Annotated in this window: 18 protein-coding genes, 1 pseudogene and 1 riboswitch; of the genes and pseudogenes, 2 read left to right on the top strand and 17 right to left on the bottom strand. The window is 29.7% G+C overall.

Translation table 11 applies throughout. The features are described 5' to 3' along the window. Positions 1–129: 129 nt before the first annotated feature. The 14 genes from IC173_RS04800 to IC173_RS04735 all read right to left on the bottom strand — a co-directional run bounded on the left by IC173_RS04800 (position 130) and on the right by IC173_RS04735 (position 19,293). Positions 130–6,060, bottom strand: coding sequence for a M60 family metallopeptidase (locus tag IC173_RS04800; RefSeq protein WP_227855219.1), 5,931 nt, complete (start codon positions 6,058–6,060; stop codon positions 130–132). Between the two features lie 122 nt (positions 6,061–6,182). Then, positions 6,183–6,268: riboswitch (cyclic di-GMP riboswitch) on the bottom strand. Between the two features lie 204 nt (positions 6,269–6,472). Next, positions 6,473–7,876: a cell wall-binding protein Cwp9 gene (locus IC173_RS04795; protein ID WP_227855218.1), complete on the bottom strand. Its 1,404-nt coding sequence runs from the start codon at positions 7,874–7,876 to the stop codon at positions 6,473–6,475. A 502-nt stretch (positions 7,877–8,378) separates the two neighbouring features. After that, positions 8,379–10,268, bottom strand: a complete 1,890-nt coding sequence (locus tag IC173_RS04790; protein ID WP_227855217.1) for a cell wall-binding protein Cwp8 — start codon at positions 10,266–10,268, stop codon at positions 8,379–8,381. 312 nt (positions 10,269–10,580) lie between these two features. Then, on the bottom strand, positions 10,581–10,724 hold the full coding sequence (gene scfA, locus IC173_RS04785; protein WP_009891067.1) for a six-cysteine ranthipeptide SCIFF: 144 nt from the start codon (positions 10,722–10,724) through the stop codon (positions 10,581–10,583). Between the two features lie 65 nt (positions 10,725–10,789). After that, positions 10,790–11,152 carry a TIGR04086 family membrane protein gene (locus IC173_RS04780; RefSeq protein ID WP_227434434.1) on the bottom strand — a complete coding sequence of 121 codons (363 nt, stop codon included), beginning with the start codon at positions 11,150–11,152 and terminating at the stop codon, positions 10,790–10,792. A gap of 57 nt (positions 11,153–11,209) precedes the next feature. Further along, positions 11,210–11,503, bottom strand: coding sequence for a preprotein translocase subunit YajC (gene yajC / locus IC173_RS04775; RefSeq protein WP_227434433.1), 294 nt, complete (start codon positions 11,501–11,503; stop codon positions 11,210–11,212). A 133-nt stretch (positions 11,504–11,636) separates the two neighbouring features. Continuing rightward, entirely contained in the window at positions 11,637–12,758 is a 1,122-nt protein-coding gene (gene tgt, locus IC173_RS04770) for a tRNA guanosine(34) transglycosylase Tgt (RefSeq protein ID WP_227434432.1), read from the bottom strand. A 77-nt stretch (positions 12,759–12,835) separates the two neighbouring features. Next, positions 12,836–13,321 (bottom strand): phosphate-starvation-inducible PsiE family protein, encoded by a 486-nt coding sequence (locus IC173_RS04765; protein WP_227482100.1) that lies wholly within the window; start codon positions 13,319–13,321, stop codon positions 12,836–12,838. A gap of 11 nt (positions 13,322–13,332) precedes the next feature. Further along, on the bottom strand, positions 13,333–14,358 hold the full coding sequence (gene queA / locus IC173_RS04760; protein WP_227830848.1) for a tRNA preQ1(34) S-adenosylmethionine ribosyltransferase-isomerase QueA: 1,026 nt from the start codon (positions 14,356–14,358) through the stop codon (positions 13,333–13,335). A gap of 316 nt (positions 14,359–14,674) precedes the next feature. Beyond that, the gene (gene ruvB / locus IC173_RS04755; protein ID WP_227434429.1) at positions 14,675–15,694 is read right to left on the bottom strand and encodes a Holliday junction branch migration DNA helicase RuvB; all 1,020 of its coding nucleotides are present in this window, start codon (positions 15,692–15,694) and stop codon (positions 14,675–14,677) included. A gap of 72 nt (positions 15,695–15,766) precedes the next feature. Beyond that, entirely contained in the window at positions 15,767–16,369 is a 603-nt protein-coding gene (gene ruvA / locus IC173_RS04750; RefSeq protein WP_227434428.1) for a Holliday junction branch migration protein RuvA, read from the bottom strand. Continuing rightward, positions 16,362–16,871, bottom strand: a complete 510-nt coding sequence (gene ruvC / locus IC173_RS04745) for a crossover junction endodeoxyribonuclease RuvC (protein ID WP_227434427.1) — start codon at positions 16,869–16,871, stop codon at positions 16,362–16,364. Before ruvC ends, ruvA begins: the two co-directional genes overlap by 8 nt. A 129-nt stretch (positions 16,872–17,000) precedes the next feature. Then, entirely contained in the window at positions 17,001–18,251 is a 1,251-nt protein-coding gene (locus tag IC173_RS04740; protein WP_227846053.1) for an RNA-guided endonuclease InsQ/TnpB family protein, read from the bottom strand. A 412-nt stretch (positions 18,252–18,663) separates the two neighbouring features. Further along, positions 18,664–19,293, bottom strand: a complete 630-nt coding sequence (locus IC173_RS04735; RefSeq protein WP_227434425.1) for a BofC C-terminal domain-containing protein — start codon at positions 19,291–19,293, stop codon at positions 18,664–18,666. 202 nt (positions 19,294–19,495) lie between these two features. Here IC173_RS04735 and IC173_RS04730 point away from each other — a divergent pair, with 202 nt between their 5' ends. After that, the gene (locus IC173_RS04730; RefSeq protein WP_227434424.1) at positions 19,496–19,819 is read left to right on the top strand and encodes a DUF1540 domain-containing protein; all 324 of its coding nucleotides are present in this window, start codon (positions 19,496–19,498) and stop codon (positions 19,817–19,819) included. Positions 19,820–20,104: 285 nt separating this feature from the next. Next, complete coding sequence (locus IC173_RS04725) at positions 20,105–20,959, top strand: putative ABC transporter permease (protein ID WP_227855216.1); 855 nt, start codon at positions 20,105–20,107, stop codon at positions 20,957–20,959. 139 nt (positions 20,960–21,098) lie between these two features. Here the strand turns inward: IC173_RS04725 and IC173_RS04720 are convergent, their stop codons facing one another. From IC173_RS04720 to garR, 3 genes and pseudogenes are all read right to left on the bottom strand, one after another. Next, the gene (locus tag IC173_RS04720; protein ID WP_227434422.1) at positions 21,099–22,535 is read right to left on the bottom strand and encodes a four-carbon acid sugar kinase family protein; all 1,437 of its coding nucleotides are present in this window, start codon (positions 22,533–22,535) and stop codon (positions 21,099–21,101) included. 58 nt (positions 22,536–22,593) lie between these two features. Then, the gene (locus IC173_RS04715; RefSeq protein ID WP_227824312.1) at positions 22,594–23,976 is read right to left on the bottom strand and encodes a GntP family permease; all 1,383 of its coding nucleotides are present in this window, start codon (positions 23,974–23,976) and stop codon (positions 22,594–22,596) included. Between the two features lie 147 nt (positions 23,977–24,123). Beyond that, positions 24,124–25,032 (bottom strand): annotated as a pseudogene (gene garR, locus IC173_RS04710) (2-hydroxy-3-oxopropionate reductase); the annotation flags it as partial. Positions 25,033–25,176 lie beyond the last annotated feature (144 nt).

Here is a 25,176-nt window from a genome sequence, read left to right as displayed (position 1 = left end):
AAACTTATAGTTACATTATATATACTTTACTTTTAACATCTTACTCTTTTAAAACTTTTCTAGTACCTAATCCTACTAAATATCCACTATTGGCACTAGCATGTTTAGTTTTTTTTAGATTTCTATTACTTATTTATCTCTGACAATATTACCTTTTACTTTATTATTTATAGATATAACCTTCTTATTGCTAACATCAATAGTATTCTTTGTAGCTTTTCTCGCTTTACTATTACTATCAGTAAGACTTATCGTCTTTAACTCATCATAAGTTTTAGCTTCCACAGGAACATACATTGTATCACTTACAAATCTTTGACCTATTGGAGTATCTCCTTGAAGGTCATTATATCTATATAATTCTGCCTTAACTTTATCACTTAAAGAATCAAAGCTTTCTTTTGGCATATAGTAAACCCATGTACCTTTGCTTATTTCACCTAATTCACCTTTTTCTGGTACCTCTGCAAATAAAAGTGCTTCCCCAGAGATAGTTTTATTATTTTTATCTATAAGTAATGGTAAGTTAAATGCTGGATTTCCACTGTATTCACCTGTAATTACTATTGAACCAGCTGGAATCTTAGCTGTTTCATCTTCACTCGTATTAGTGTCATCCTTTTGATAAATATAATCCTCTGCTAACTTTCCAATTCCATTAGTGCGAGTTTGGTCTACACTATTTACTGTTCCAATCTCTATATTATCACCTGGAGGTCCTATTACATCAAGCTCTGCAACCTCTATATTAGACTTATTGTTTGATATTAGTTTTACATATCTAGCTTGGTATGTCCAAAGATTACCATCTTTATTAAATGTAACTCTAGCTTCATTATCTTGGTCTTTTCCTCCACCAACTAAGTCTTGTCCGTATTCAAAAGTTCCTTGGCTAACATCTTCCCAATTCTTTTTATCATTACTTACTTGTATTTTGTAATTAGTTAAAGGATTGTATGTTGTACTAGTATCCTTTCTAAGGTTGAATAATCCTTTTAATGAGAACTTTCTAGCTTCAGTTTTTGGCTTTGTATATTTTAACCCTACTATAGGCAATGTCTCTTTCATATCTACTATTATATATGGATTTTCTTCTACATTTATATCTGGGTCTTTTTGTGGGTCTTTGTTCCACTCAGCTTTACTTATTCTCTTTCCTTTATATGTAGTACTTGCATCATTATCCTTGATGTTATCAATCTCTGGATTTTGTAATGGTCCATGTGAGTCATTTTCAGTTCTAACATCACCATCAGAAACAGTATTTGTTATAAATGACCATGCTGATTTGTTTATTTTTCCTTCATCTGATAATTTTACAGTACCAATTTCAAACTCATCTGTTGGATTTAGATGATAATCGTATGCAACTACTTTATATGTAAATGCTCTATTATTAAGAGGCGATATATTATCAGTAAATTTAGCTTGACTATTTCCTTTTGCATCTACAAACCCTACTGTTCTGTATTTTACTTGAGTTCCATTTTCACCATCTAAGTAGTTTCCATCACTTCTTATTATCTCGTATCCTAATATCTTGTCTTTGTCTTTATCGACATCTAGGTCTATTGATATTTTATTAGATTTAACTAAAGAACCACTTTGTACTCCATCAGCAAAACCAGCACTTACTTTAGTATCTTCTGCCATACTAGCTATATTTTCATTTAAAATCTTTCTTCTAGCTTCATCATTTATATATTGTATCTTTCTAGTCTCTTTTGTGTACTGTTTACTATCCATTATACTGTTTAACTCTGGTGTAATTTCTACTCCCCATGCTTTAAAGTAATCTCTTAAATCTTTTTCAACAACACTTGATGCCATTGCTACTAACATTTGGTCTTTTGGTAAATTATTTATTGGGTCATCACTTGAAAGTGCTCTATATTTTCTTGAAATCTTAGCATAGAATGTGTCATTGCTTAAATCAGCATCTGAGTTATTCTTTAGCATTGAACCAGTAAAATCATTATCATAAGCTAAATGTAGTTGCCACAACATTCCAAGTCTCTCAAATACATTACTTGGTATACCTACACTGTTTGAAGTTACATGTTCATATATCTTGTCCATTGTTGAACCTTCAAGTCTTGAATGTATCTTATCATCAAATGTTTGAGCAAGTAAAGCAAGTACATTGTTACTAGTTTCGCTATATGTCATCTTCCCAATGTCTGTAACATGTCCTATCTCATGACCTATTCCCCATCCAAACAAACTTCCTCCTGTAGCTTTTCCAGTAGCATCTATTTGGAAAGGTACTCCATTCATAAGTCCTGGAACCGAACCGTATTCTACTCCTACATGTAAACCAGAAGCATACATAAATGCTCCAATAAACATTCTTTGATATTTTATATTCATACGAGATTTAGGAGCCATATCATTTTTAGTTATGTCAAATTCATTATCATCTACAGTTCCATTTCCATCTAAATCTTGTGTCTTAAATACTCCTCTTTCTGAGTATATTAAGTCCATTATTTGTTCCCATGCAAGCATACTATTGTATAATCTATCTACTTGTGTATTTAAATCAGAATTTCCACTTGATATTCCTTGGTATACAGCTGTTGCAGGAACATTTAACGTAACTTTATCACTTTCAATATCTGTAGTGTTTAATACCCCCGTTGTTTCTGAATATCCATATGAATTGCCAATATTCGTTCCTGGATAATATGGCTCTCCCTTTATATCATTCTTATATTTAGCTAATTCTTCTATATAGGCTCTTATCTTTTTCTTAGATGCAGAAACTCCTTCAGGGCTCTTATCATTTATCATTCCATTTAAGTTAAGATGTGGTATCTTAGTAGCTCCTGCTACACGTACTTTTATATCTCCACCACTTGGAGTGTCATAAGGGTATCTTATATACAAGCTTCCTCCACGTTCTGCATCTAAGCTGTGAAGCTTACTCAGCTGAATTACATTTTTACCAGTGCTAAGGTTTATTTCTCCACTCTTATATGCTCCAGACTCTCCATAGTATTGTGTATATATTAGTTTAGGAGTCTTACCACTTTTACTTCCAACATATATCGTAATTTCATCTCCAGCTCTAGCAGCTACTCCCAATGCCTGCCAGTCATTTCCCATACCTAAGTTATTAGACTTAACAGTATATTTTCCACTCTTATCTTTGTATTTTCCTGAAACATTTATATCTTGATTTACAGTTGTTATATCAGTAAGTGTAGCTCTATCATTATATAAGTCTTGGGCTAATTTTAATTCTCTATCAATAATTGTCTTATATGGATGATATTCATCACTCACTTTATCAGGAGTGCTAATTCTATCTTTTAATTCGGTTATTTTTTCTTGAGTTACATCTTCTTTTAATTCAACTTGTAAGTCATCTACAAATAGATTTCTTACATCTTTTTCTATACTGTCATATTCATAGAATTTAAGCTCTGATATATTAGACTTATATGAATAAGATGAACAAACACTTACTTGTATCTTAGTAGCATTTATTGGTTCCTTTAATCTAACCATTACATATTTATTATTATTTACAGGGTCTGTCTTTGTTTCAAAAGGTACATCTCCTAAATTATGTAATTGACCATTTTCATCCCAATATCGTATCTCAAAGTCATTTATTGTCTTATCAGAAACATCAAATCTAGGTGTAGCCATAAAAGTATCCATAGTATAAACTTTATCAAAAGTTATGATTGGTCCTCTATTTGTTCCTTCAGCTGCATTATATTTTTGGAATGTCCAATGTGTTGTAAAATCTCCATCTACTATATTAAATTTATTAAATGGATTTTTGTCACTATATTCACTTTTGTCATATCCAGCTGGATAAGTAACATCTACTATATGATTTGTTGGTATCCCAAAACCTGCATCTAACTTAGGAGTATTAATTAGTCTATAGTTAGGTGTTGTTGGAGCATCAACACTCTCAGTTGTTCCTATATATGTTTTAGACATTCCACTCGTACCTAAATGGTTCGTAGCTGTCATTCTAACTTCATATGTTGTATTATCCTTAAGCCCCTCTATTTTTAAACTTGTTCCACGAATAAGTTTGTCATTATATTTTATCCAAGAGCCATTAGAACTTTTTTCTCTATAATATAAATCAAAGTCTTTAGCTTGCTTATGATTTTTCCAGCTTACATCAAGAGCCTTAAATCTACCTTTGACATTTATACCTTCTGGTGGTTCTGGTTTTGTATCTGGAACAACTTGAAATTCTATTATACTGTCTGGACTAAATTGTATAGGCTTATAGTTTGAGTCTACATTTTCTGGGACTCCATCTAAGTTTTCTGCTGTTGCCTCTTTATATCCACTAGCCCAATCTCCATTTAAAGACTGTATGCTCACTCTATATAATCCATATGCTTGTATATCTCTTACATCTATAGTGTTTTTACTCGTTTGTAATTTTTTAGTCGATAGTACTTTTCCTTTACTGTCAATTGTATCTAATATAAGTTCATATGCAGATACATTTACTTCATTATTCCAATAAAAAGATACTTTTTCGTTTCCAACAGCAGTACTAGTCGATATTTTATTGATTTTAGGTATATTCATATCTGGTTTTGGTATTTCTTTATAAACATTATTTAAAAATTCAACTTTAGATATTTCTGCAAGATTTCTATCATTTGCTGTCGTAGCTGTTATTTTTATTGTTATCTTTTTTACTGCTACTTGTTTACCAAGATTTATTACTATATCACTATTTTGAACTTCTGCATATGTTTCTACTGCTGACCTACCATATGTAGATGTTGTAGAATTATCATCTTTGCTGATATTGTCTTCTTGTTTTGATGTATCTTTGTCTGAATCAGACTTATCTGTTGATGAATTTTCTTTATCGTTGTTTTCTTTATCAGTTGTATTTGAATCTTCTTTATCATTTTTTTCTTCTTGATTATTGTCTAAATTATTGTCAGACTGCTCTATATTTTCATCTTTATTATTTGTTTCTTCTTGCTCATTATTTACTTCCTCTTGCTTCTGCTCTTCTTTTAAAGTTTCTACATATTCTTTATTTTCATAAGGAACCTGTTGAACATTACCATCTTTATCTGTAACTTCAACTATTCCTTTTGCTGGAGCATTCCCTTCAGGTGCTTTTATATTTATGACTTCCATATCAAGTGCTTCTGATAAAGCTATATCCATTACTGCTGGTTTTTCTTCTGATATCTTATCATCTGCATTTGCTGGAGATATTTTAACTCCACTATTATCTCCACTGAATAAATCCTCTACAGTACCTTGAATATTTGTATCACTGTTTTTTTCTAATGTTACTTTACTTGTATCTACTATAGGATTGGTAGATACTATACTCTCTAGGCTTTTTTCATCTTCACTTTGCCCTAAATTTTTCTGAACATAGTCTAAGTCAGCAATATCTACCTTTCCATCTCTATTTAAATCATATTCACTTTTATTTGAGTTTATATTTTTCAATACATCCTCATAATCCTTCTTATCAACTTTGCCATCATTATTCACATCGCCCATCAAGAATAGTTCATAGTTTAGAGGTTTATTTTTATCATCAACACTTGCTCTATTACTTAACAAAACTCTTTGTGAATAACTTGATATATCAATGTCCTTAATTTCCTTACTCTTGAATCCTCCTCCAGAGACTTCTACATTGTATTTTCCAACAGGTAAATTATTAAATACAATATTATAATATGATATATTTTCATCTTTATTTTTTATTTCACTTCTACTTGCAGATAGTTTTTTTATAGTATACTCTATGTTATCTGCCCCAATATTTAATGTTCCTGAATCTTTTTCTCCAAGCTTTATTATTCCACTGTTATTACTATCATCTTTTAATTCCAATTGTGTATTAGTTATACTTTCTGATTCATTATTTTTTATTGGAAGTGAAAAATTTAAATCTACTTCAAGATTCCCCTTTAACTTCTCTGTAACTGATTTTTCAACTGCCCTTAACTTCCCCTCTAAGATAGGTTCTGCAAAAACGTTTAGTGGTGCACTACACATTGATACTGCTAGTACACAAGATATTGCTTTTTTCATGAAACAACAATCCTCCCTCAATAAATTTCTAATTTCTCATGAATTTAAATACTATAGTTTCAGACAATAAAAAAAGACACTCAAAGAGAATCTTAATTATAAAATAAAAAGACTTTACTCTTTTTAGCAACTGGCTGATATGGCTTTAAAAGCTTTAACCCCTATAGTTTTGCGTCATTAAGTTTCCCTAATTTTGCCATTTAATTTTCACTACTTTCTTACCCATTTTATACCATATTTAAACTTTTTGATACAATTTTTTCACTAAATTTTTAAAAAAATAACATTTATATTATTGTATTAATATAAATGTTATTTTCCATTATAATTTTATTATTTATATATTATTTTCTCACAGCTATCATTTTGTGTATAATTACATTTTGTAAGATACATAAATCATAACAAATATTTATTCTTTATACCTTCCATAAAACTCATGTGTTGCGTATATAGTCTTATCCCCCGTTATGGCTATTCCAAATCCCATTATTTCATATCCTTTATGTAGCATATTGGTACCTTCTTCAGGATTTGTCTTCCACTCATTGAAAATAAAATTTCCTATATCATCTGCATCTCTATTTGTATAAACGGGTTTATCTGGAATTTTATATTTAATTATATTTTCACCTTGAACTGCAACATATCCAGATTTAATCTCACTCCAATCTAAGTACTTTAGAAAAGTAGAGTATGAGTTTTTCCCATTTATTGTGTGAGATAAAGTCTTCTTATTTGCCATTAAATTAGACCAATCATTTGCTAATCCCTCTAATCTACTTGCTACAGATAACTCTTTTACTCCGTTTTCTTTTCTATATTGTCTTATATGAGCATACACTTTTCCCTTTATTCTGTCCTTAAATGCTCTATCATTTGGATTATAATATAGTCCTTGTTGATTTGGAGAAGCTTGATTTATACACTGTTTGATTACATTCTGATTTATCCCTCCAAGTACTGTAAGTTTATCTGCTCCACTTAAAATACTCTTATTGCTACCATTTTCTACTAATACTACAGGAGCATTTTTTGCTATTGTAGAAGCAACTAATGCATCCGTTAATTGTAGACCCTTGCTTAAGTAAAACTCTTTACTGTTTTTATAAAACTCTTGTATAACTCTCTTGTTGGTGTCAAACCTATCTGTTCCACCTAACCTAACAGAATTTGTACTTTTGACCAATTCATCACTTATTATTTCACTAGTACCAAGTGCATAACTCTTTAATCCTGTAGTATCAAATCCTACACTATTTCCATCTGTAAGTATTATAGGTACTCCATCTCTTGCAGCTACTGGTGATGCACTTATTGCATCTGCTTCTCCTGTGACTCCATTAGCTATAATTACTTTATCAATAGGTTTGATTTCTTTAATTTTCTCAGCTATTTTTACGCTCGTATCAAATCTATTTTCACCAAATATTCTTTGTACAACCTTCTTTTTAGAAAGTAATTGATTTTCAATATTTTTACTTATTGTCGATTCTGAACCTATTATATACACAGTATTTGCTTTGTTCAGTCTTTCCATAGTAGTACTTGGAATTTGATTTTGTTTTGTCATTAAAATAGGCGCATTTAAAGCTCCAGCTAAACCACTTGCACTAAGACCATCTGCCAAGCTATTATCTGAATTAGTTAGTATTGCTGTATTATAGCTTTGTTTATCTGCTATTTTTGCTGCTGTTTCATACCTGTCATTACCTTTTATTTGTTCAACGGATGTCAACGCATTTACTATAGGAGTATTTACCATTACTAAAGATAGTGCAAGTCCTATAGCTAATATCTTTTTACTATTCTTCATATTATTATTTACCCCCAATATATTTTTCGTATTTTTTATCAATAATTTTATCCATTCTCAATAAAAAGTTACAGTTTTGTTACCATATTTTATATATAATACCATAGTTATCCATATAACTCAAATACTATAATTAAAGTCTTTATTCTCCGTAAATTCAAAACATTATAACTTATTTTATTTAATTAAGTAATAAATTCAAAATAATATATGTTAATAAGATGTTTAATCATTATAAACAATATCATTTATAATAATTTTTTTATAATATGAATTTTACAGTATTATAATCAAAAAATAAAAAAACAAGGTATCTCAAATTAAATCTAAATGAGATACCTTGTTATTATTCTTTACTGTTATTCTTTTTATTTCATTATTTGTATATATTTTATATTGTAGACATCATATCTTATCTAAGCATCTTGTATAAATGTACATTATAGACATTCTATATTATCTAAACAAACTTATAATATCAATTTTTATATACTATTAGTTCTTATTTAAATAAGTTTATTTTTTCTGCTATTTTCTCAATAGCATTTTTAGCTATTCCTTCACCTATTTGTACTAACTTAGTAGCATTTTTAAGTCTTAACTCAACTACTTCTTCCTGTGACTTAGAAAGTTCTTTTGTAGTTAATACTATTGGTGCTTTTGAACTAGCTGCAAGTGGTGCTGCTGTAAGTGCATCAACTAATTGTCCATTTCCACCTACATAACCGTCTTTTGCAACATATGCTTTAGTTGCTCCTGCATAGTACTTGTTGATTACTTTAGCGTTAGTATCTTTTCTGTTTTCTCCAGCTAGTCTTTCAACTTTGTTGTTTAAATCTATTTCCACTAATTTATCTTCAACTTCTTTTGATACAGAATTCTCTCCACCAACGATTTCTAATTCTTTTCCTTTTAATAATTTTTCAGCACTTGCATCTAACTCGTTACCTGTAACTATTATTGGAGCTCCAAATTGAGCAGCTCTGGCAGATATACTCATAGCATCTGCTTCTCCATTTCCACCTACTACAAATGCAGTTTTAAATGTATCTTTTAATTGTTTTGCTATTTCTAAAGAAGTTTCAAATCTATCATCTCCAGAAACTCTCTCAACTTTACTTACACCCAATTTAGAAAGTTTTTCTTCAGTTTCTTTTGATATTTTAGATTCTCCACCTACTATATATATTTTCTTAGAAGATAAGTTACTTCCAAGTACTCTTAATATCTCAGCTTCTATTTCTGATGGTAATGAATCTTTTTTAGATAATAGTATTGGTGCATTTTTTTGAGATGCAAGTGGTGCTGATGCTAATCCATCAACTATAGCATCTTCTCCAACTAAAATTATTGAATCTGCTTCTCCATCTTTGAATCTTTCCTTACTAACTTCTACTGCTGTTGTAAATCTTGAATCTCCAGATAAAACTTCTACTTTTAATTCTTTTCCGTCTTTTACATCAGTTAGTACTTTGTGTAAATCTCTAACTAATTTATGGTTTTTACTTGATACACTTATTGTTTCTGGCTTTTCATTTGTCTTACTTAAAACCATATCAAAGCTTGACTTTTCTGGCTTATCTTTATCATCACTATCTTCTTGCTCTTGAGTAAGTATTGCTTCATTCTCAAATGTTAAAGTATATCCATTTTTAACTTTATTAACTATTTCTCTACCTAATGTAGTTAATCTAACTCCATCAAATAAATCTTCTGCTGATATGTCTTGTAAATCTGCATTTTTAACTGTTATTGTATGTAATTCTTTTGATTCTATATCGCTGTAACGCTTTTCATAGCCTTCAAAAGTACCTTCTTCTGATGTTACTGGTTTTGCAAAGTCTAAATGTTGGTCTCCTACATTTACTGTAATTGTATTTTTTGAATCTTTTGCTCTTTTTACTTCAACTGTACTAGTAGACTTTATAGTTGCTGTTAACTTGCTATCAGAATCTTCTGCTAAAGTTGCATTGAAAGCATTAACTGCATCTACTATTTCTTGAGCTGTTTTGTAGTTTTCAATTTTATAGTCAACTACTTTTCCACCTATAGTTTGATGGCCTTTATCTTGTATAGTAACTTTTAAACTTTGTCCTTCTACTAATGAGTTTATCTTGTTTTGTAATTGAGTTGCATTAGTTAAGTTTACATTATCTACTTTTATATCATAAACTCTATCATTTACATTCGCTCCTGCTTTTGTCTCTTCAAACTTAATCTCTAATGCTTTTCTAACCTCTTCGATTAGTTTAGTAGAATCTTTTGCACTTACTGTGTAATTTTTATCAACATTTTCTGACACAGTGTTGTCTGCGAATATTGGTGCTGCTGCACTCATAACTGTAGCTCCTGCCATTACTATTGCCATACTTCTCTTTTTGTTACTTAACATATTTATGTCCTCCGAATATTGTATTTAATTTTTTATATTCGTATTTCCCACATATAGATAATATTATATATAATATTATTTATCAATACATTTTATAAGTTTACATAATTTACTAATGCATATATTAGAAATATAAGAATAAAAAGTTAGATTTTGAATATATAAAAAATTAAACACTAACAAGTCAAACCTTATTTTTTATAAACATATTAAACATTTTATATGGAGACAAAAAATAAAAAAGGATACCTCATTAATGATAAAAGAACCATTTTGAGATACCCTCTTACAAACAACTAAATCAATAATTTTCTATCTTTCACACTCTTGATTTGCAACTGTACAAGAAGTTTTACAAGCTGATTGACAAGAAGTTTGACACTCTCCACATCCACCTTTTGCAGCACTTTGCTTTAAAGTAGCTTGAGATAAAGTTTTTACATGTTTATTTTCCATTTTCAACGCCTCCATTTCTAATTGTTTCCTATTGATTATATCACAAAACCACTTTAATATAAACTCTATTTAAAATTGACACCTAATACGCCTCCAATACCTCCTGCTGCTGATATAAGCAATAACTTATAAATCATTCCTACTTCAAATATGAAGCTCTCTTGTGCTAAAAACACAGTCAAAAAAATACACACTATGTACAAAAGTCCAACTAAAAGCCCATACATAAGTCCCTTTTCTTGCATGTGTTTTGAAGTGTAAAAACCTCCTATAGCTGCAGAAATAGTAGTTATAAATGATGCAACCATAGTTATATTATCTCCACCGATATCTGTAAATGTCAAAAATAAGTTATACACTAATAAAACAGCCAAAGTTATTATATATGCATATCCCAAACCTTTAAAAATATAATTAGATTTTCCCATAAAAAAACCTCCTCTCAAATTAATATATATTCGAGAAAAGGCTTTTAAATTACTATTTTACTGTTCTTCTATTTCTTCTTTTCTAGATTGAACTGTCCCTATAGCCCATTTTTCAAATGGAACTTTAGTTCTGTTTGGTCCTAATTCTAATATTACAACATCATCTTCAACTTTAGCTACATTAGCTACTATTCCACCTATTGTAATGACTTTGTCTCCTACACCTAGGCTACTTCTCATTTCTTTCAATTGTTTGTCTTTTTTCTTTTGAGGTCTAATCATTAGGAAATAAAAGATTGCAATTACTACTACCCATAGACCTATACTCATCATTATTTGTTGCTGTGGCATTAATTTTTCACTCCTTTGTAAATTATACTCTTTTGCAAATCGTAATAAATGTTTATACAACAATTTACTTTCTTTAGCTTTGAGTACTATTGAATATTATATATTAAAATGATTATAATTAATAGTGCAAAACCTATATTTCATACCCATATTTTGCAAAAAATTCATTTCTAAAATCAAGTAATCTATCTTCCATTATTGCTTGTCTTATTTGTTTCATTAAATTTAGTAAAAAGTGAAGATTATGAGTAGTTATCAATCTTGCACCCAGTATTTCATTTGCTTTTACAAGATGTCTTATATAAGCTCTTGAATAATTTTTACAAGCATAACAATCACATTCAGGGTCAAGTGGAGTAAAGTCTTCAGCATAAGTTGCATTTCTAACTACTACTTTACCTTGACTAGTCATTGCAGTTCCATTTCTAGCTATACGAGTAGGTAAAACACAGTCAAACATATCTACTCCTCTTATAACACCTTCCACTAAATCATCTGGACTACCAACTCCCATTAAGTATCTTGGTTTGTCCTTTGGCATAAATGGAGTTGTGTGTTCTAGTACATCGTACATAAGTGGCTTTGGTTCTCCAACACTAAGTCCACCAATCGCATATCCAGGTAAATCAATGCTTGTTATTTCTTTCGCTGATTGCTCTCTTAAATCTTTATACATTCCACCTTGTATTATACCAAATAAAGCTTGCTTGTCTGTATTATTATGGGCATCTTTACATCTTTTTAACCATCTTGTTGTTCTTTCTAATGAATTCTTTACATACTCTCTATCTGCTGGGTATGGCGCACACTCATCAAATGCCATCATTATGTCTGAACCTAACGCATTTTGTATTTCCATAGCTTTTTCTGGAGTTAAAAAATGTTTTGAACCGTCTAGGTGTGACCTAAATTCTACACCTTCTTCTTTTATCTTTCTCAAAGGCCCTAAGCTAAATACTTGAAATCCTCCACTATCTGTAAGTATTGGCTTATCCCAGTTCATAAACTCATGAAGTCCACCAGCTTTTTTTATAAGTTCATGTCCTGGTCTCATATATAGATGATAAGTGTTACTAAGTATTATTTGTGAGCCAATCTCTTTTAATTCTTCTGGTGTCATAGACTTTACTGTTGCTTGAGTCCCAACAGGCATAAATATTGGTGTTTCTATAATCCCATGTGGCGTGTGTAATCTTCCAAGCCTTGCACCACTTTGTTTACAAGTTTTTATCAGTTCGTATCTTACTGCGTACATAAATATCTCCTTAATAATTTTTATTTCTAGTTATTCATAACATATATTTTCACTAATCTAAATATCTAATATATTTTCTAAATAGATTTATCTTTATCTTCTTTACTTTGTTGTTCTTTGATTGCTTCTTCATCATGAATACTCGTTATATTAAGAGCACTCTTGTCTTTTGTTACTAAAAACTTTTTTATAGCAAATAGTCCTGCAATAGCTATAACTCCAATTAAAACATCTATCATTCCTTCATTTTTAGGAAGCAATAACATTTTTCTAGCTATAGCATATAGTAGTGCCTCAATAAATGCTCCTGGTATATGAAGTGATAGCATTACTACAAGCTCAACACCTATCACCAAAAGTAATATTTGTGCTAAGAAATCATTAAGCTGACTGTATTGTACTGGGTTTTGAAAATCAACTATATATGCTCCCCACATAAGTCTTAATACATCTATTGTACCTAAAAATACTGCTATTAAAACTACTACTGCTAATACACGTTCAAAGATAAAAGCAATCTTTAATATAGGGTTATTCTTTTTTTGTTTTTGTAAGCTATGCATCTATTCCCTCCCTACTTTATAATCATAGCATCTCCAAAACTGAAGAATCTATATCTTTCTTTTACTGCCTCATTATATGCATTTAAAACATTTTCTTTTCCACAGATAGCACTTACTAACATGATTAAGGTAGACTCTGGTAAATGGAAATTAGTTATAAGTCTATCCAAAACCTTAAATTTATAACTTGGATATATAAATATATCTGTCCATCCACTAGTTTCTTTCATCTTGCCATTTTCATCACAAGCTGATTCTATAGTCCTACAACTAGTAGTTCCAACACATACTACATTGTTCCCATCTTTTTTTGCTTTATTTATTTTGTCAGCTGCCTCTTGACTAACCATATAATATTCTGAATGCATCTTATGATTTAAAACATCATCCACTTTTACTGGCCTAAAAGTACCTAAACCAACGTGTAAAGTTATAAATGCTATATCTACACCTTTTTCTTTTATTTCATTTAATAATTCTTCTGTAAAGTGTAAACCTGCTGTAGGTGCCGCTGCTGAGCCATTATGTTTTGAGTAAACAGTTTGGTATCTTTCTTTTTCCTCTAATCTAGCAGTTATATATGGAGGAAGTGGCATATTTCCAAGCTCATCTAAAATCTCTTCGAAAATTCCATCATAATGAAACTTTATAATTCTTGAACCTTCATCTGATAAATCTACAACTTCTCCAATTAATTTCCCATTTCCAAAAGAAAACTTAGTTCCCACTTTTGCTCTTTTACCTGGCTTTACTAAAGCTTGCCAAGTATCTTCCTCTGTTCTTTTTAATAATAAAAATTCAATTTTTCCACCAGTCTCAAGTTTTTCCCCTATTAATCTAGCAGGTATAACTCTAGTATTATTTAAAACTAAACAATCTCCTGGATTTAAATATTCTATTATATCTCTAAATACTTTATGCTCAATTTCTCCTGTTTCTTTATCTAATACCATCAATCTTGAACTAGCTCTATCTTCTATAGGAACTTGAGCTATAAGTTCCTGTGGTAAATCAAATTTAAAATCACTTGTTTTCAATGTCAAACTTCCTCTCTTAAAATTTCTCTAGCTACAATAATATCAAAAAAACAACTTATTTTCTACAATATTACCATAATCTATCAATAAATCCCTATTTTTAACATACAGCATATACACAATATATAGATATTTTTCCACGTTATACACGTCTTATCCACAATATATAGATACAGTACACACATTTTCCCTTGTATTTATCCACAGTATCTACAGATATAATTACCATTTTGTGGATATGTTTGAATTTTTGCCCATTTTAGAAATATTTTAATTTAATGATTATTTTTTTAATTGATACCTCTTTCTTCTATTCTTATCTATCGCTAGGATAAGGTATTTTTAGATGTTCATAGGCTAATGGCATGGCTACTCTACCTCTAGGCCCTCTATTTATAAACCCTAGTTGAAGTAAATACGGCTCATACACATCTTCTATTGTATTCCTATCTTCACCAATTGAAGCTGCTAACGTATCAAGACCTACAGGACCACCCCTAAATTTTTCTATTATAGTTATAAGAAGCTTTTCATCCACAAAATCAAGACCTAAATTATCAACTCCTAAAAGTTCAAGAGCATCCTTTGCAACTTCATCAGTTATCCTTCCATCAGCCCTAACCTGTGCAAAATCTCTAACTCTTTTTAGCAATCTATTTGCTATTCTTGGAGTTCCTCTTGAGCGTTTTGCAAGCTCTAAAGCTCCTTGAGATTGTATTTCTGCATCTAAAATATTTGATGACCTAAGCACTATTTTTGAAAGTTCATCAACTGTATAATAATCTAATTTACAAATAACACCAAATCTATCTCTAAGTGGATTTGTAAGCATACCAGCTCTTGTAGTAGCTCCAATAAGTGTAAACTTAGGAAGGTCAAGCCTTATACTTCTCGCAGATGGTCCTTTTCCTATTATTATATCTAAACAAAAATCTTCCATTGCTGGATACAATACTTCTTCAACACTCCTATTGATTCTATGTATCTCATCTATAAATAAAACATCATTTTCATTCAAATTTGTAAGTATAGCTGCTAAGTCTCCAGCTCTCTCTATTGCAGGTCCTGATGTAATCCTCAAATTTACTCCCATCTCATTAGCTATTATACTTGCTAGTGTAGTTTTTCCAAGCCCTGGTGGTCCATATAAAAGTACATGGTCTAACTGCTCATTTCTTGATTTTGCTGCCTCTATAAATATACTAAGTTGCTCTTTGGATTTTTCTTGACCCAAATAATCTTCTAGTGTTTTTGGTCTTAAACTATTTTCTATATCTATATCTTCCACCTTCATAGTAGAAGTTATTATCCTATTTTCATCTTCAAAATCTTGCATTTATACCCCTCCTTCCGTAATTTTGCAAATCTACTTTATTTTAAATATTATTTTACATTCACAAATTAAATGCTACTTCATAGATTTACTCATTATATATGTAAGTGCTTTTTTTATAATGTCTTCTGTATTCATACCATCTTTTTTACATTTTTGAACTGCCTCTTTTGATTCTGCTAAGGTATACCCCAAAGCTACAAGTGCATCTATAGATTCATCTTGAGATATGAAAGTAGGTTTTTGTGATAATAATGTTGGTTCAAATTCTATATTATTTTTATCCACTTTATCCTTAAGTTCTAAGACGATTCTCTCTGCTGTCTTTTTGCCAACGCCTGGAGCTTTAGATAGTTTCCCAACATCTTCGCTTAAAATATAAGCTCCTAGTTGCGCTGGTGATGCAAATGATAGTATTGAAAGCCCCACCTTAGGTCCTATTTTTGATACAGATGTAAGCAATTCAAACATCTTTAATTCTTCCCTGCTTGCAAAACCGCAAAGACTCATATCATCTTCTCTTACTATTAGTTTAGTATATATTTTTGCAGTATTCCCTATTTGCAAATTCATTATTGTATTGGATGACACATTTATCTTATATCCTATATCATTGTTTTCAACAACTATACTGTCTATATAAATTTCTTCTACTGTACCTTTTATATAACTATACATACTTCCCACCTATATTCTTTAAAGTTTTTTCAAGTTTATTTGAATGAGCATGGCAAATAGCCACAGCTAGAGCATCTGCAACATCATCTGGCTTTGGAACTTTTTTTAAACTTAAAAATGAGGTTACCATCTGTTGAACTTGTGCTTTGTCTGCTCTACCATATCCAACTACACCTTGTTTTACTTGAAGCGGAGTGTATTCATATATTGGTTTACCATTATGTGCACAAGCAAGCATAGTAACCCCTCTAGCCTGTGCTACTGTTATAGCAGTCTTTACATTCTTGTTAAAGAATAGTTCCTCCATTCCAACTTCATCTATATTGTAATTCTTTACTATTGTATCAATTCCTTTATATACAAGTTCTAACCTCTTAGAGATATTCATATGCGCAGGTGTTGTCACTGCTCCATAATCTATTACTTTAAATTTACTATTTTTATATTCAATTATACCATATCCAACTATGGCTATACCTGGGTCAATCCCCAATATCATCATTTTAAAAAATTCCTCCTAAAAATAAAAGAAATACCAAAATGTATTTCTCATAAAAACTTATGTTCTAAATTATTATACCCTGAACCTCCCACGACTAAAATCGCAGAGTTCGATTACGTTCAAAATAACCTAAGCTACTTTGATACGTACAGGCGTGTCCAGTTCGCCCCTACTGTATAGTCCATCTAAGGACACAACATTACTTTTTCTCAAAATATTTAATGCACCATTAACATCAGCATTTAAAATCATTCCTTTTTTAGTTTGATACAATCCTCTTTTAATTCTTTTTCCAGAGAACTCATACTCCTTTGGATTATCGTCATTATAAGCTGGTATAATATCTTTATCAAAAAAGCTAGCTTTGGAAGTATAACTTTCTTCTTGTTTTAAAAAAGTAATTCCATATAGTTTACATAGATATTCTAATTTATCACGTAATTTACCAAAAGGAATATGTACAAATGTTTGATTATTAACTTTCCCGATATTACTTCTGTATTGAAAAGTTTCATTATACCCACAAACTAAAATACCAATATCATTTTTTAAACAATAATTAATAATAATACGAGCTGTTTTAGCCATATAATCATTTACTTTATTGTTTCGATTGCGAGTATTCGATTTTTGTCGATTGGTATTTCGTTTTACATACCCCTGTAAATCTTTAATACTTTGAAGTCGTGCATTTTGTTTATTATACCATTGATTTATTGATTTTAAACGCTTTCCATCAACAATAAAACTTTCACCAGTAGAAGTAATACAAGTTGCTAAATTATTAATTCCAAAATCAATTGCTAGTACTTTGTTTTTATTTAATTTTCTCTGTTCTTCTTTCACTTCGTAAGTGTATTGAATTTCAAAGAACCTAGCTTTTGCTTTTGGTATAATACGAATTTCCTTAATTTTCTTATCTTTAAGAATTGGCGGAATCGTTATTATAACTTTTTTATGTTCTTTTCCAAATTGACGTGAATATGGAATTATTAATTGATTATTATTTAATCGAACAAAACCAATGACAAGTGTAGTAAATCCATCTTTTGGAAGATAATGTGGTAATTTTATATCTTTGAAAGAATATTTACCTTTTTTCACTAATTTAAGCAGTCCAAAAAAAGACTTAAATGAACCATCTACTTCCTTCAAAATTTGTTGAGCCATATTGGAATTTAAATTTTTGTAATTAGGACTATCTTTCAGAAGAACATAATTCTTTTCATAATTTAGATATTCGCCTTCTTGGAAGTAATATTGCCTAATATTATAGATTGCTTCATTAGCTAAATTTTTAGCTATACGAGAAAGCTCTTTAATATTCTTATAATCTTCCTTTGAAAGATGTTTTACCTGCTGTTTTACAGTTAAATACATGATATATATCACTTCGCTTTCTAAGATGATTATAACATATCTTTACTGTAAAGCCAATGTTTTGGTAAAAAACAATGACAGTAGAGAAAATTTAACCTGTAGCTAAATTCTACATTAATCGTATTAGAGGTTGTCGTTCACATAAGCTTTAGGGGTTTCCAGCAATTCAAGTGGTATATTGGATAGATTGTTTACTATCTCTACGTACAAACTTCTCTATACGCTTACTATTTCCCTAATTCATCTCATGACTAAAGTCACGAGTATTCTTAGAGATTTAATAAAATCAAATAAAAAAGTTATATCAAAGCGAACTTCTCACTCCAATATAACTTTTATATTTAGTACAAATAAATTATTGTATTTTAATAGGCATTAAATATGTTTTGAATCTTAATATCAATTTGAAATATTAACTTGCAAAATCTTCTAATCTTGAATAGGCCTCTTCCTCTGTATCCATAACTACACCTTTTTTAAGTTCATCTTGAACAGTCTTAGGAAGTGAATCTACTCTTATTTTAGTTTTTTCTACTAATGTTTTATTTCCACTATCATCATATTTATACAATGCTATATTTCCATTATCATTTTCAATTGTATATTTACCTTTTATAGTAGTGTTCATTGCTTGTACATCTTTATTATCACTGTTTTTAGATTCTACTAATATGATTTCATTTTTATCCATACTCTTTATTGTTTTAGTTGGATATTCTTGCTTAAAATATGATACTATTTCTGATTTTGTCTTATCTAATAATGACTCTGGAACTACTCCAGCCATCGTAAGTACTCTCTTATAGTTAGTTTCATTCTCACCTTCGCTTTGAAGCCAAACTTCACAGTTTTTATTTAATCCAAAAGCTTCTTTTGATTCTTCATTCATATTCGCACTAGCACTTACAACTTTACCAGTTTGAACTCCATTATTTTTTAACTTTGTTCCTATATAAACTCCACTACTTAATACAAATACTCCTACTAGTACTAATGCAGATATTTTCCAAGGAAATAATTCTTTTTTCTTCTTTTCAAACATTGATTACGCCTCCTTTTTCTATTATTTTCTCCAAGCTGTAAGTTTTTATACAATTTAGGTAAATTTTAGAAGAAAATATATCTGTATTTCAAATTAATCTAAAAATAGATATCTTCTAAAAGGAAGTTTTCTCTTAAATGTTATATTCTTGCAATTATATGGACATAATTTATAATAAATAATAGTTTAGGAGGTAATAACTTTGGAAAGAATCAATTGTAATGTAACTAACTGCTCACATAATAACAGCCATATATGTTATGCAGATAAAATTTTTATAAATGGTGAACAAGCCCATAATGATAGACATACTTGCTGTAGTTCGTTTTTAGATGAATCTATTTATAGTAATCTATCTAATAATGTTAACAATAGAAATTGTGAAGAATTAGTTTGTAGTGTCAAGACTTGTAAGTATAATAAAGATGGTAGCTTATGTAATCTTGATAATATAGTAGTAGCTCCTGAAACTGATAGAGTAAATCTTTACACTGAAACATGTTGTTCTAGTTTTAAATGTAAATAAACAAAATATAAATAATATAAGGGTGTCAAAGGTAATCAAAACAATATACTGTAGAGTATCTACAGATATTGATTTGATTATACTTGACACCCTTATTTATTTTAAATAAAATCTCATTATTATAGTTTTGCATATAATATTATAATTGCAATTAAATTTGATAAATTTCTATAAATTGGTATAATCAATATGTAAATTAAATTTAAAGTAATATAGTTAATTGTGAAAGAAAATACCAGATATATAGTATTATATAATGTTATATTAACTAGAAATGAGGTGCTTATGAGTACATTTTATATCCAATTTCTTTATTTTGTAATTTATAGTTTTATAGGGTGGTGTTGTGAGACTACATATTGTTCTGTTTTACAAAAACAATTTGTAAATAGAGGTTTTTTAAATGGGCCATTTTGTCCTATATATGGATTTGGAGCACTAGCAATAGTAGCTACATTAACTCCTTTTGTTCATAATATTCCCTTATTATTTGTGTTTAGTATAATTATCACCAGTATAATGGAGTATTTTACAAGTTTTGTATTAGAAAAAATATTTAATATGAAGTGGTGGGATTATTCCAATCACAAGTTCAATATTCACGGAAGAGTGTGCCTAGAAAATTCACTTATGTTTGGTGTGTTGTCATTAATTGTAATGCTGATAATACATCCTATTGTAGTTGATTTCATAGATTATATTCCTAAAAATATACTATTTATTCTTGGTATATCCATAGAAATTTATTTTGTTTTAGATTTAATAATTACAGTACACACAATTTTACAATTAAATGGTAAATTAAAACAAATCAATCTTATAATTAAGGAATTAAAAGATAAAAAGGAATACTACAAAATTATTACACAAGAAACTATTGAGAATAAACTTGAGACTTTGGTTGAAAATAGATTTGAGACTTTAGAGGATAGATTTGAAATATTAAAAGAAAGAGAAAATTATCGTTATGCTAAAAATAGAATTGAAGAACTTAAAAACAAGCTTAATACTCTACTATCTAGCCACAAATTACTTCATAGACGTATTATTAAGGCGTTCCCTAATATAAGCTCTAATAAGCATAAAGATATTTTAAATAAAATCAAAGAAGATATTAAATCAATCAAAAAAAATAAATAATCTAAATTATATGCCATATTATAATATAAATATTTATAAATACAAATAAGGTTTAGAATATTATTGATAATATTCTAAACCTTATTTAATATATTCTAAAACTTACTATTGACTTATCCTTATTTTTAAATCAAATCTTCTAGCCCATTAATACTTCAACAGCTTCTCTAAGTGTACTAACTTCTCCAACATTGCCAGGGAAAATTATATATGGCATATTAGGAAATTTACTTTCTTCTCCTGTCATCCATACTGGTATACCAGGTTTTATTTGACCCATTACAGTAGCCTTTTTTACTTTTAGTGCCTTAGTTCCAACATCACTAGATGTAATTCCGCCTTTTGCTATAATAAAATTTGGTCTTACATTAAGCATACCAACTATACTAGTTACAGCATCCGAAATTTCTACAGAAACCATAAGTTGTTTATCTTTATCATTCGTATCTAAATCAAAACGCTCACGTCTAGTATACACAGCAACAGTCTTTCCATTAGTTATTTTCTCTTCTACAACTTGTATAACTCTTTTTACTTCATTTTTTAATCCATCTTCTCTCAAAACTAAATGTTGATTAAACTCTATAAATTCTATAGGATGTTTACAATTTTTAAGTTCTTCTAGTTGTTGAGTAGTTTTATTTACATGTGAACCAACAAGTATAATACCTCCATTAGTATTATCTTTTGATACTAATTCCTCTTTAGTAAGTAATTCCTTATCACTTACACCTCCAAGTATCTTTGTTATAGCAGCAGCGCTTCTAAATATAAATTCTTTGCCACTGTTTACTGCACGTATAAACGCAATTGTAAATACCTTTACATCTACATAATCTATTGCATTTACAATGATTTTGTTGAAATTCTTTGCCATTTTAAGCTTTTCTGTTATCCTATCAATATTTAAACTTCTAAGTTCCTCTAATGAAATGTATATCATATCACTAGATTTATATTCTCCATTTGTTTTTTCTTCACACCATTCTCCTATATCAGAAGATTTATATCCAAAAGATTTATCTTTTGCAAATTCAGTCATTCCCGCTGGTACAAGCATTTCTCCTTCTTTTACATAATGCACATTGTCTATCGTAAATCTTCCACCTTCTTTGAAAAATGGCATTATTATTTCACCATCAAATATTTTCCCTGATAATTTTTCCACCTCATTTTTCAACAGATTAGTTTCAAGAGGATAATGCCCCCTCATTGTTGAATCACTTCGGCTTATAATAATAAAATCCTTATTAACTTTTTGAGAAATATCCACAATATTTTTTGAAATTTTCTTATGCACTTCTGTTGTTTGAGAAACTGTAAATCCCCTTGAGTTAGTAAGTATAAAAAACATACTATTTTCTTCATCAAAACCTTGTTCTATGCTATTCTTATCCCAATCAGTATATACAGAAACATCATGAACTGTTTGTACTCCAGTTGGGTCATCATCTAATACAATAATTTTTCTATTTAAATTTTTAAGTTCATTTACAAGTAATTTATTTAATTTATCTTCATCTACGTTCTTAAAAGTATCAAGTATATCTATGTTAATTGAATTGACTTCTCTCACTAAAAATCCCCCTTTATGCAATTTATTACAGTATGCATATGTTTAATATTTATATTTTTTATAAGCCTGGAAGTGGTATAATACCATTTATAACACTAAGTAATAAAACCATTGCAAATGCTGTAATACCAGCTATTGTACCTCCTATTGTCCATGAATTTAAAGTATCTTTAACTGACAATCCACTAAATCTTGAAAGTACCCAGAATCCAGAATCGTTTGGAAGAGAAAAACCAACACCACCAGCACATATAGCAAGCCCTACTAAAACTGGTGACATCCCAGTTGCTAAAATTGTCGGTCCTAAAATTGATGAGGTAGTCACTAGTGCTACAGTAGCAGAACCCTGAGAAATTCTAAGTAATGCACTTAATAAGAATCCAAGTACTACAACTGATATACTAAGTCCAGACATAGTGTCAACTAAGAAGTTTCCTATTCCACTAGCATTTATAACACTACCAAATGCTCCCCCTGAACCTGTTATTAATAGTATCAATCCTGCTGAATCGGCAGCTTCAATAACAACATCTCCCATAGGTTTACTTATGTACTTCTTTAAAAATACTATTGCTACCAATATTCCAAGTAATATTGCTATATTCTTATCGCCTATAAAAGCAAGTATTCCACTCATTTTAGAACCTTTTTCTAAAAACATACTAAATACATTTGATACAAGTATAAGAAGTATTGGGAATAATAAAGAAAACATAGAAACTCCAAAACCAGGGACTTTATTAGAGTTATCATCTTCAAGTTCAATACTCTCTTTTTCTTGTTCTAAATTTTTTTCTCTATTATTTTCGTCAATTGCATAAGCTGGATATTTTTCAAAACGTTTTCCATAAATCCATCCTCCTGCAAGAGCTGCTGGAAATGCAACAATTATAGAATAAAGTATAAAACTACCTACATTTGCATTTACATTTGCTGCAACAGCTAAAGGCCCTGGTGTTGGTATTACAAGTGCATGACCTACTATTGTACCAACGCCTAATGCACATACAAAAACCATAAGAGACTTCTTAGTTACTCTCGAAACATATTTAACTATAGGCATCATTATAACAAATGCAGCATCCATAAACACTGGAATTGAAATTAAAAATCCTGCTGTAGTTATAGCTAACGCACTATTTTTTTCTCCAGTTCTAGCCAACAATCCCTTTGCAATAGATTCTGTTGCTCTTGATTCTGAAAGTATATTTCCAAATATTATTCCAAGTCCAATTACAATACCAATACTACCTAATGTATTTCCAAATCCAGTTGATATTGTAGTTGAAATTTCATTTATAGGCATTTTAACCATAAATCCTGTAATTATTGATGTTATAAGTAATGCCAAAAATGGGTTTACTTTAAACTTGATAATTGACACAAGCAAAATTCCTATAGATATAATAAATGCTATCAAAAGTCCATATCCTGTAATCATAATCTTTTCCCCTTTATAATTTACTTTATTATCTCTTGACCTTATTTTTTCTTTTATTATGATACTGTAACTCTATCATCTCTGTATAATATAATCTAAATCTAATTTTTATAATACATATCTACTATATCATCAATATCTTTGCCATTAGTTATTGTGTTTTTTTATTTCAACACCTGCTAATTTTTCAAAATATTGAGCTATTCCACCATGGTCATCTTCTAAGTGTCCATGTACTTTTAATGTTTGCATAATTTCTAATAGCTGACTTGTCATAGGTAGTGGCACATCCAAATTATGTGCTGTCTGCATTACATTTTTTATATCTTTTAGATTGATAGATATTTTCCCACCTGGTTTAAAATCACGATTCATAATCATTGGTATTTTTGCATCCAATATTGTACTGCCAGCTAAACCTCCCCTTATCGCTTTGTACACTTTTTCTGGGTCTGCTCCTGCTTTGGCTGCAAGTACAAATGCTTCAGATACTGCTGCTATTGTAAGATTAACTATTACTTGATTTGTAAGTTTTGTAACACTTCCACTACCATTATCTCCAATTAAGATAGCTGAGCTTCCCATTATATTAAAGAATGGCTCTACTTTTTTATATACCTCTTCTTTACCACCAGCCATAAAAGCAAGTGTTCCATCAATTGCTTTTGGTTCACCTCCACTTACTGGCGAATCTATAAATTCTAAGTTCATTTGCTTTAATTTTTCTGCACATAACATAGATTCTGTAGGTGTAACTGAACTCATATCTACAATTATACTTCCCTCTTTTAAAGTATTTGTTAAACCATTAGCTCCAAATAATATATCTTGAACAATAGCTCCATTTGGAAGTATTGTAAATACAATCTCACACTCTTCACCTATTTCTGAAAGACTTGCATATTTTGCACCATACGATACAAGCTCATCTACAGCACATTTATTAATGTCATATACTAAAAGATTACATCCATCTTTTAGTAAGTTTTTGGCCATTGGTTTTCCCATTATTCCTAATCCGATAAATCCTAATTTCATTATATACCCCTCCATATTTTCATATTTTTGAAAACGTTTTTTATGATTTAAAGTATACTACACACCAGTATACCGGTCAATATAAAATATAAAAGTATTTATTTTAACAATAAAACACGATTTTTAGATTTATATAATAGATTTTATCTATAATCATTATAT

Origin of the sequence: Clostridioides sp. ES-S-0048-02, assembly GCF_020658495.1 — a bacterium.
Lineage (GTDB): Bacteria > Bacillota > Clostridia > Peptostreptococcales > Peptostreptococcaceae > Clostridioides.
This window is presented reverse-complemented; position numbering and strand designations above follow the sequence as displayed.

Coding starts and splice junctions, on each gene's coding strand:
- IC173_RS04800 (WP_227855219.1), bottom strand. CDS start 6,060: ATGAAAAAAGCAATATCTTGTGTACTAGCAGTATCAATGTGTAGTGCA.
- IC173_RS04795 (WP_227855218.1), bottom strand. CDS start 7,876: ATGAAGAATAGTAAAAAGATATTAGCTATAGGACTTGCACTATCTTTA.
- IC173_RS04790 (WP_227855217.1), bottom strand. CDS start 10,268: ATGTTAAGTAACAAAAAGAGAAGTATGGCAATAGTAATGGCAGGAGCT.
- scfA (WP_009891067.1), bottom strand. CDS start 10,724: ATGGAAAATAAACATGTAAAAACTTTATCTCAAGCTACTTTAAAGCAA.
- IC173_RS04780 (WP_227434434.1), bottom strand. CDS start 11,152: ATGGGAAAATCTAATTATATTTTTAAAGGTTTGGGATATGCATATATA.
- yajC (WP_227434433.1), bottom strand. CDS start 11,503: ATGCCACAGCAACAAATAATGATGAGTATAGGTCTATGGGTAGTAGTA.
- tgt (WP_227434432.1), bottom strand. CDS start 12,758: ATGTACGCAGTAAGATACGAACTGATAAAAACTTGTAAACAAAGTGGT.
- IC173_RS04765 (WP_227482100.1), bottom strand. CDS start 13,321: ATGCATAGCTTACAAAAACAAAAAAAGAATAACCCTATATTAAAGATT.
- ruvB (WP_227434429.1), bottom strand. CDS start 15,694: ATGCAAGATTTTGAAGATGAAAATAGGATAATAACTTCTACTATGAAG.
- ruvA (WP_227434428.1), bottom strand. CDS start 16,369: ATGTATAGTTATATAAAAGGTACAGTAGAAGAAATTTATATAGACAGT.
- ruvC (WP_227434427.1), bottom strand. CDS start 16,871: ATGATGATATTGGGGATTGACCCAGGTATAGCCATAGTTGGATATGGT.
- IC173_RS04740 (WP_227846053.1), bottom strand. CDS start 18,251: ATGTATTTAACTGTAAAACAGCAGGTAAAACATCTTTCAAAGGAAGAT.
- IC173_RS04735 (WP_227434425.1), bottom strand. CDS start 19,293: ATGTTTGAAAAGAAGAAAAAAGAATTATTTCCTTGGAAAATATCTGCA.
- IC173_RS04725 (WP_227855216.1), top strand. CDS start 20,105: ATGAGTACATTTTATATCCAATTTCTTTATTTTGTAATTTATAGTTTT.
- IC173_RS04715 (WP_227824312.1), bottom strand. CDS start 23,976: ATGATTACAGGATATGGACTTTTGATAGCATTTATTATATCTATAGGA.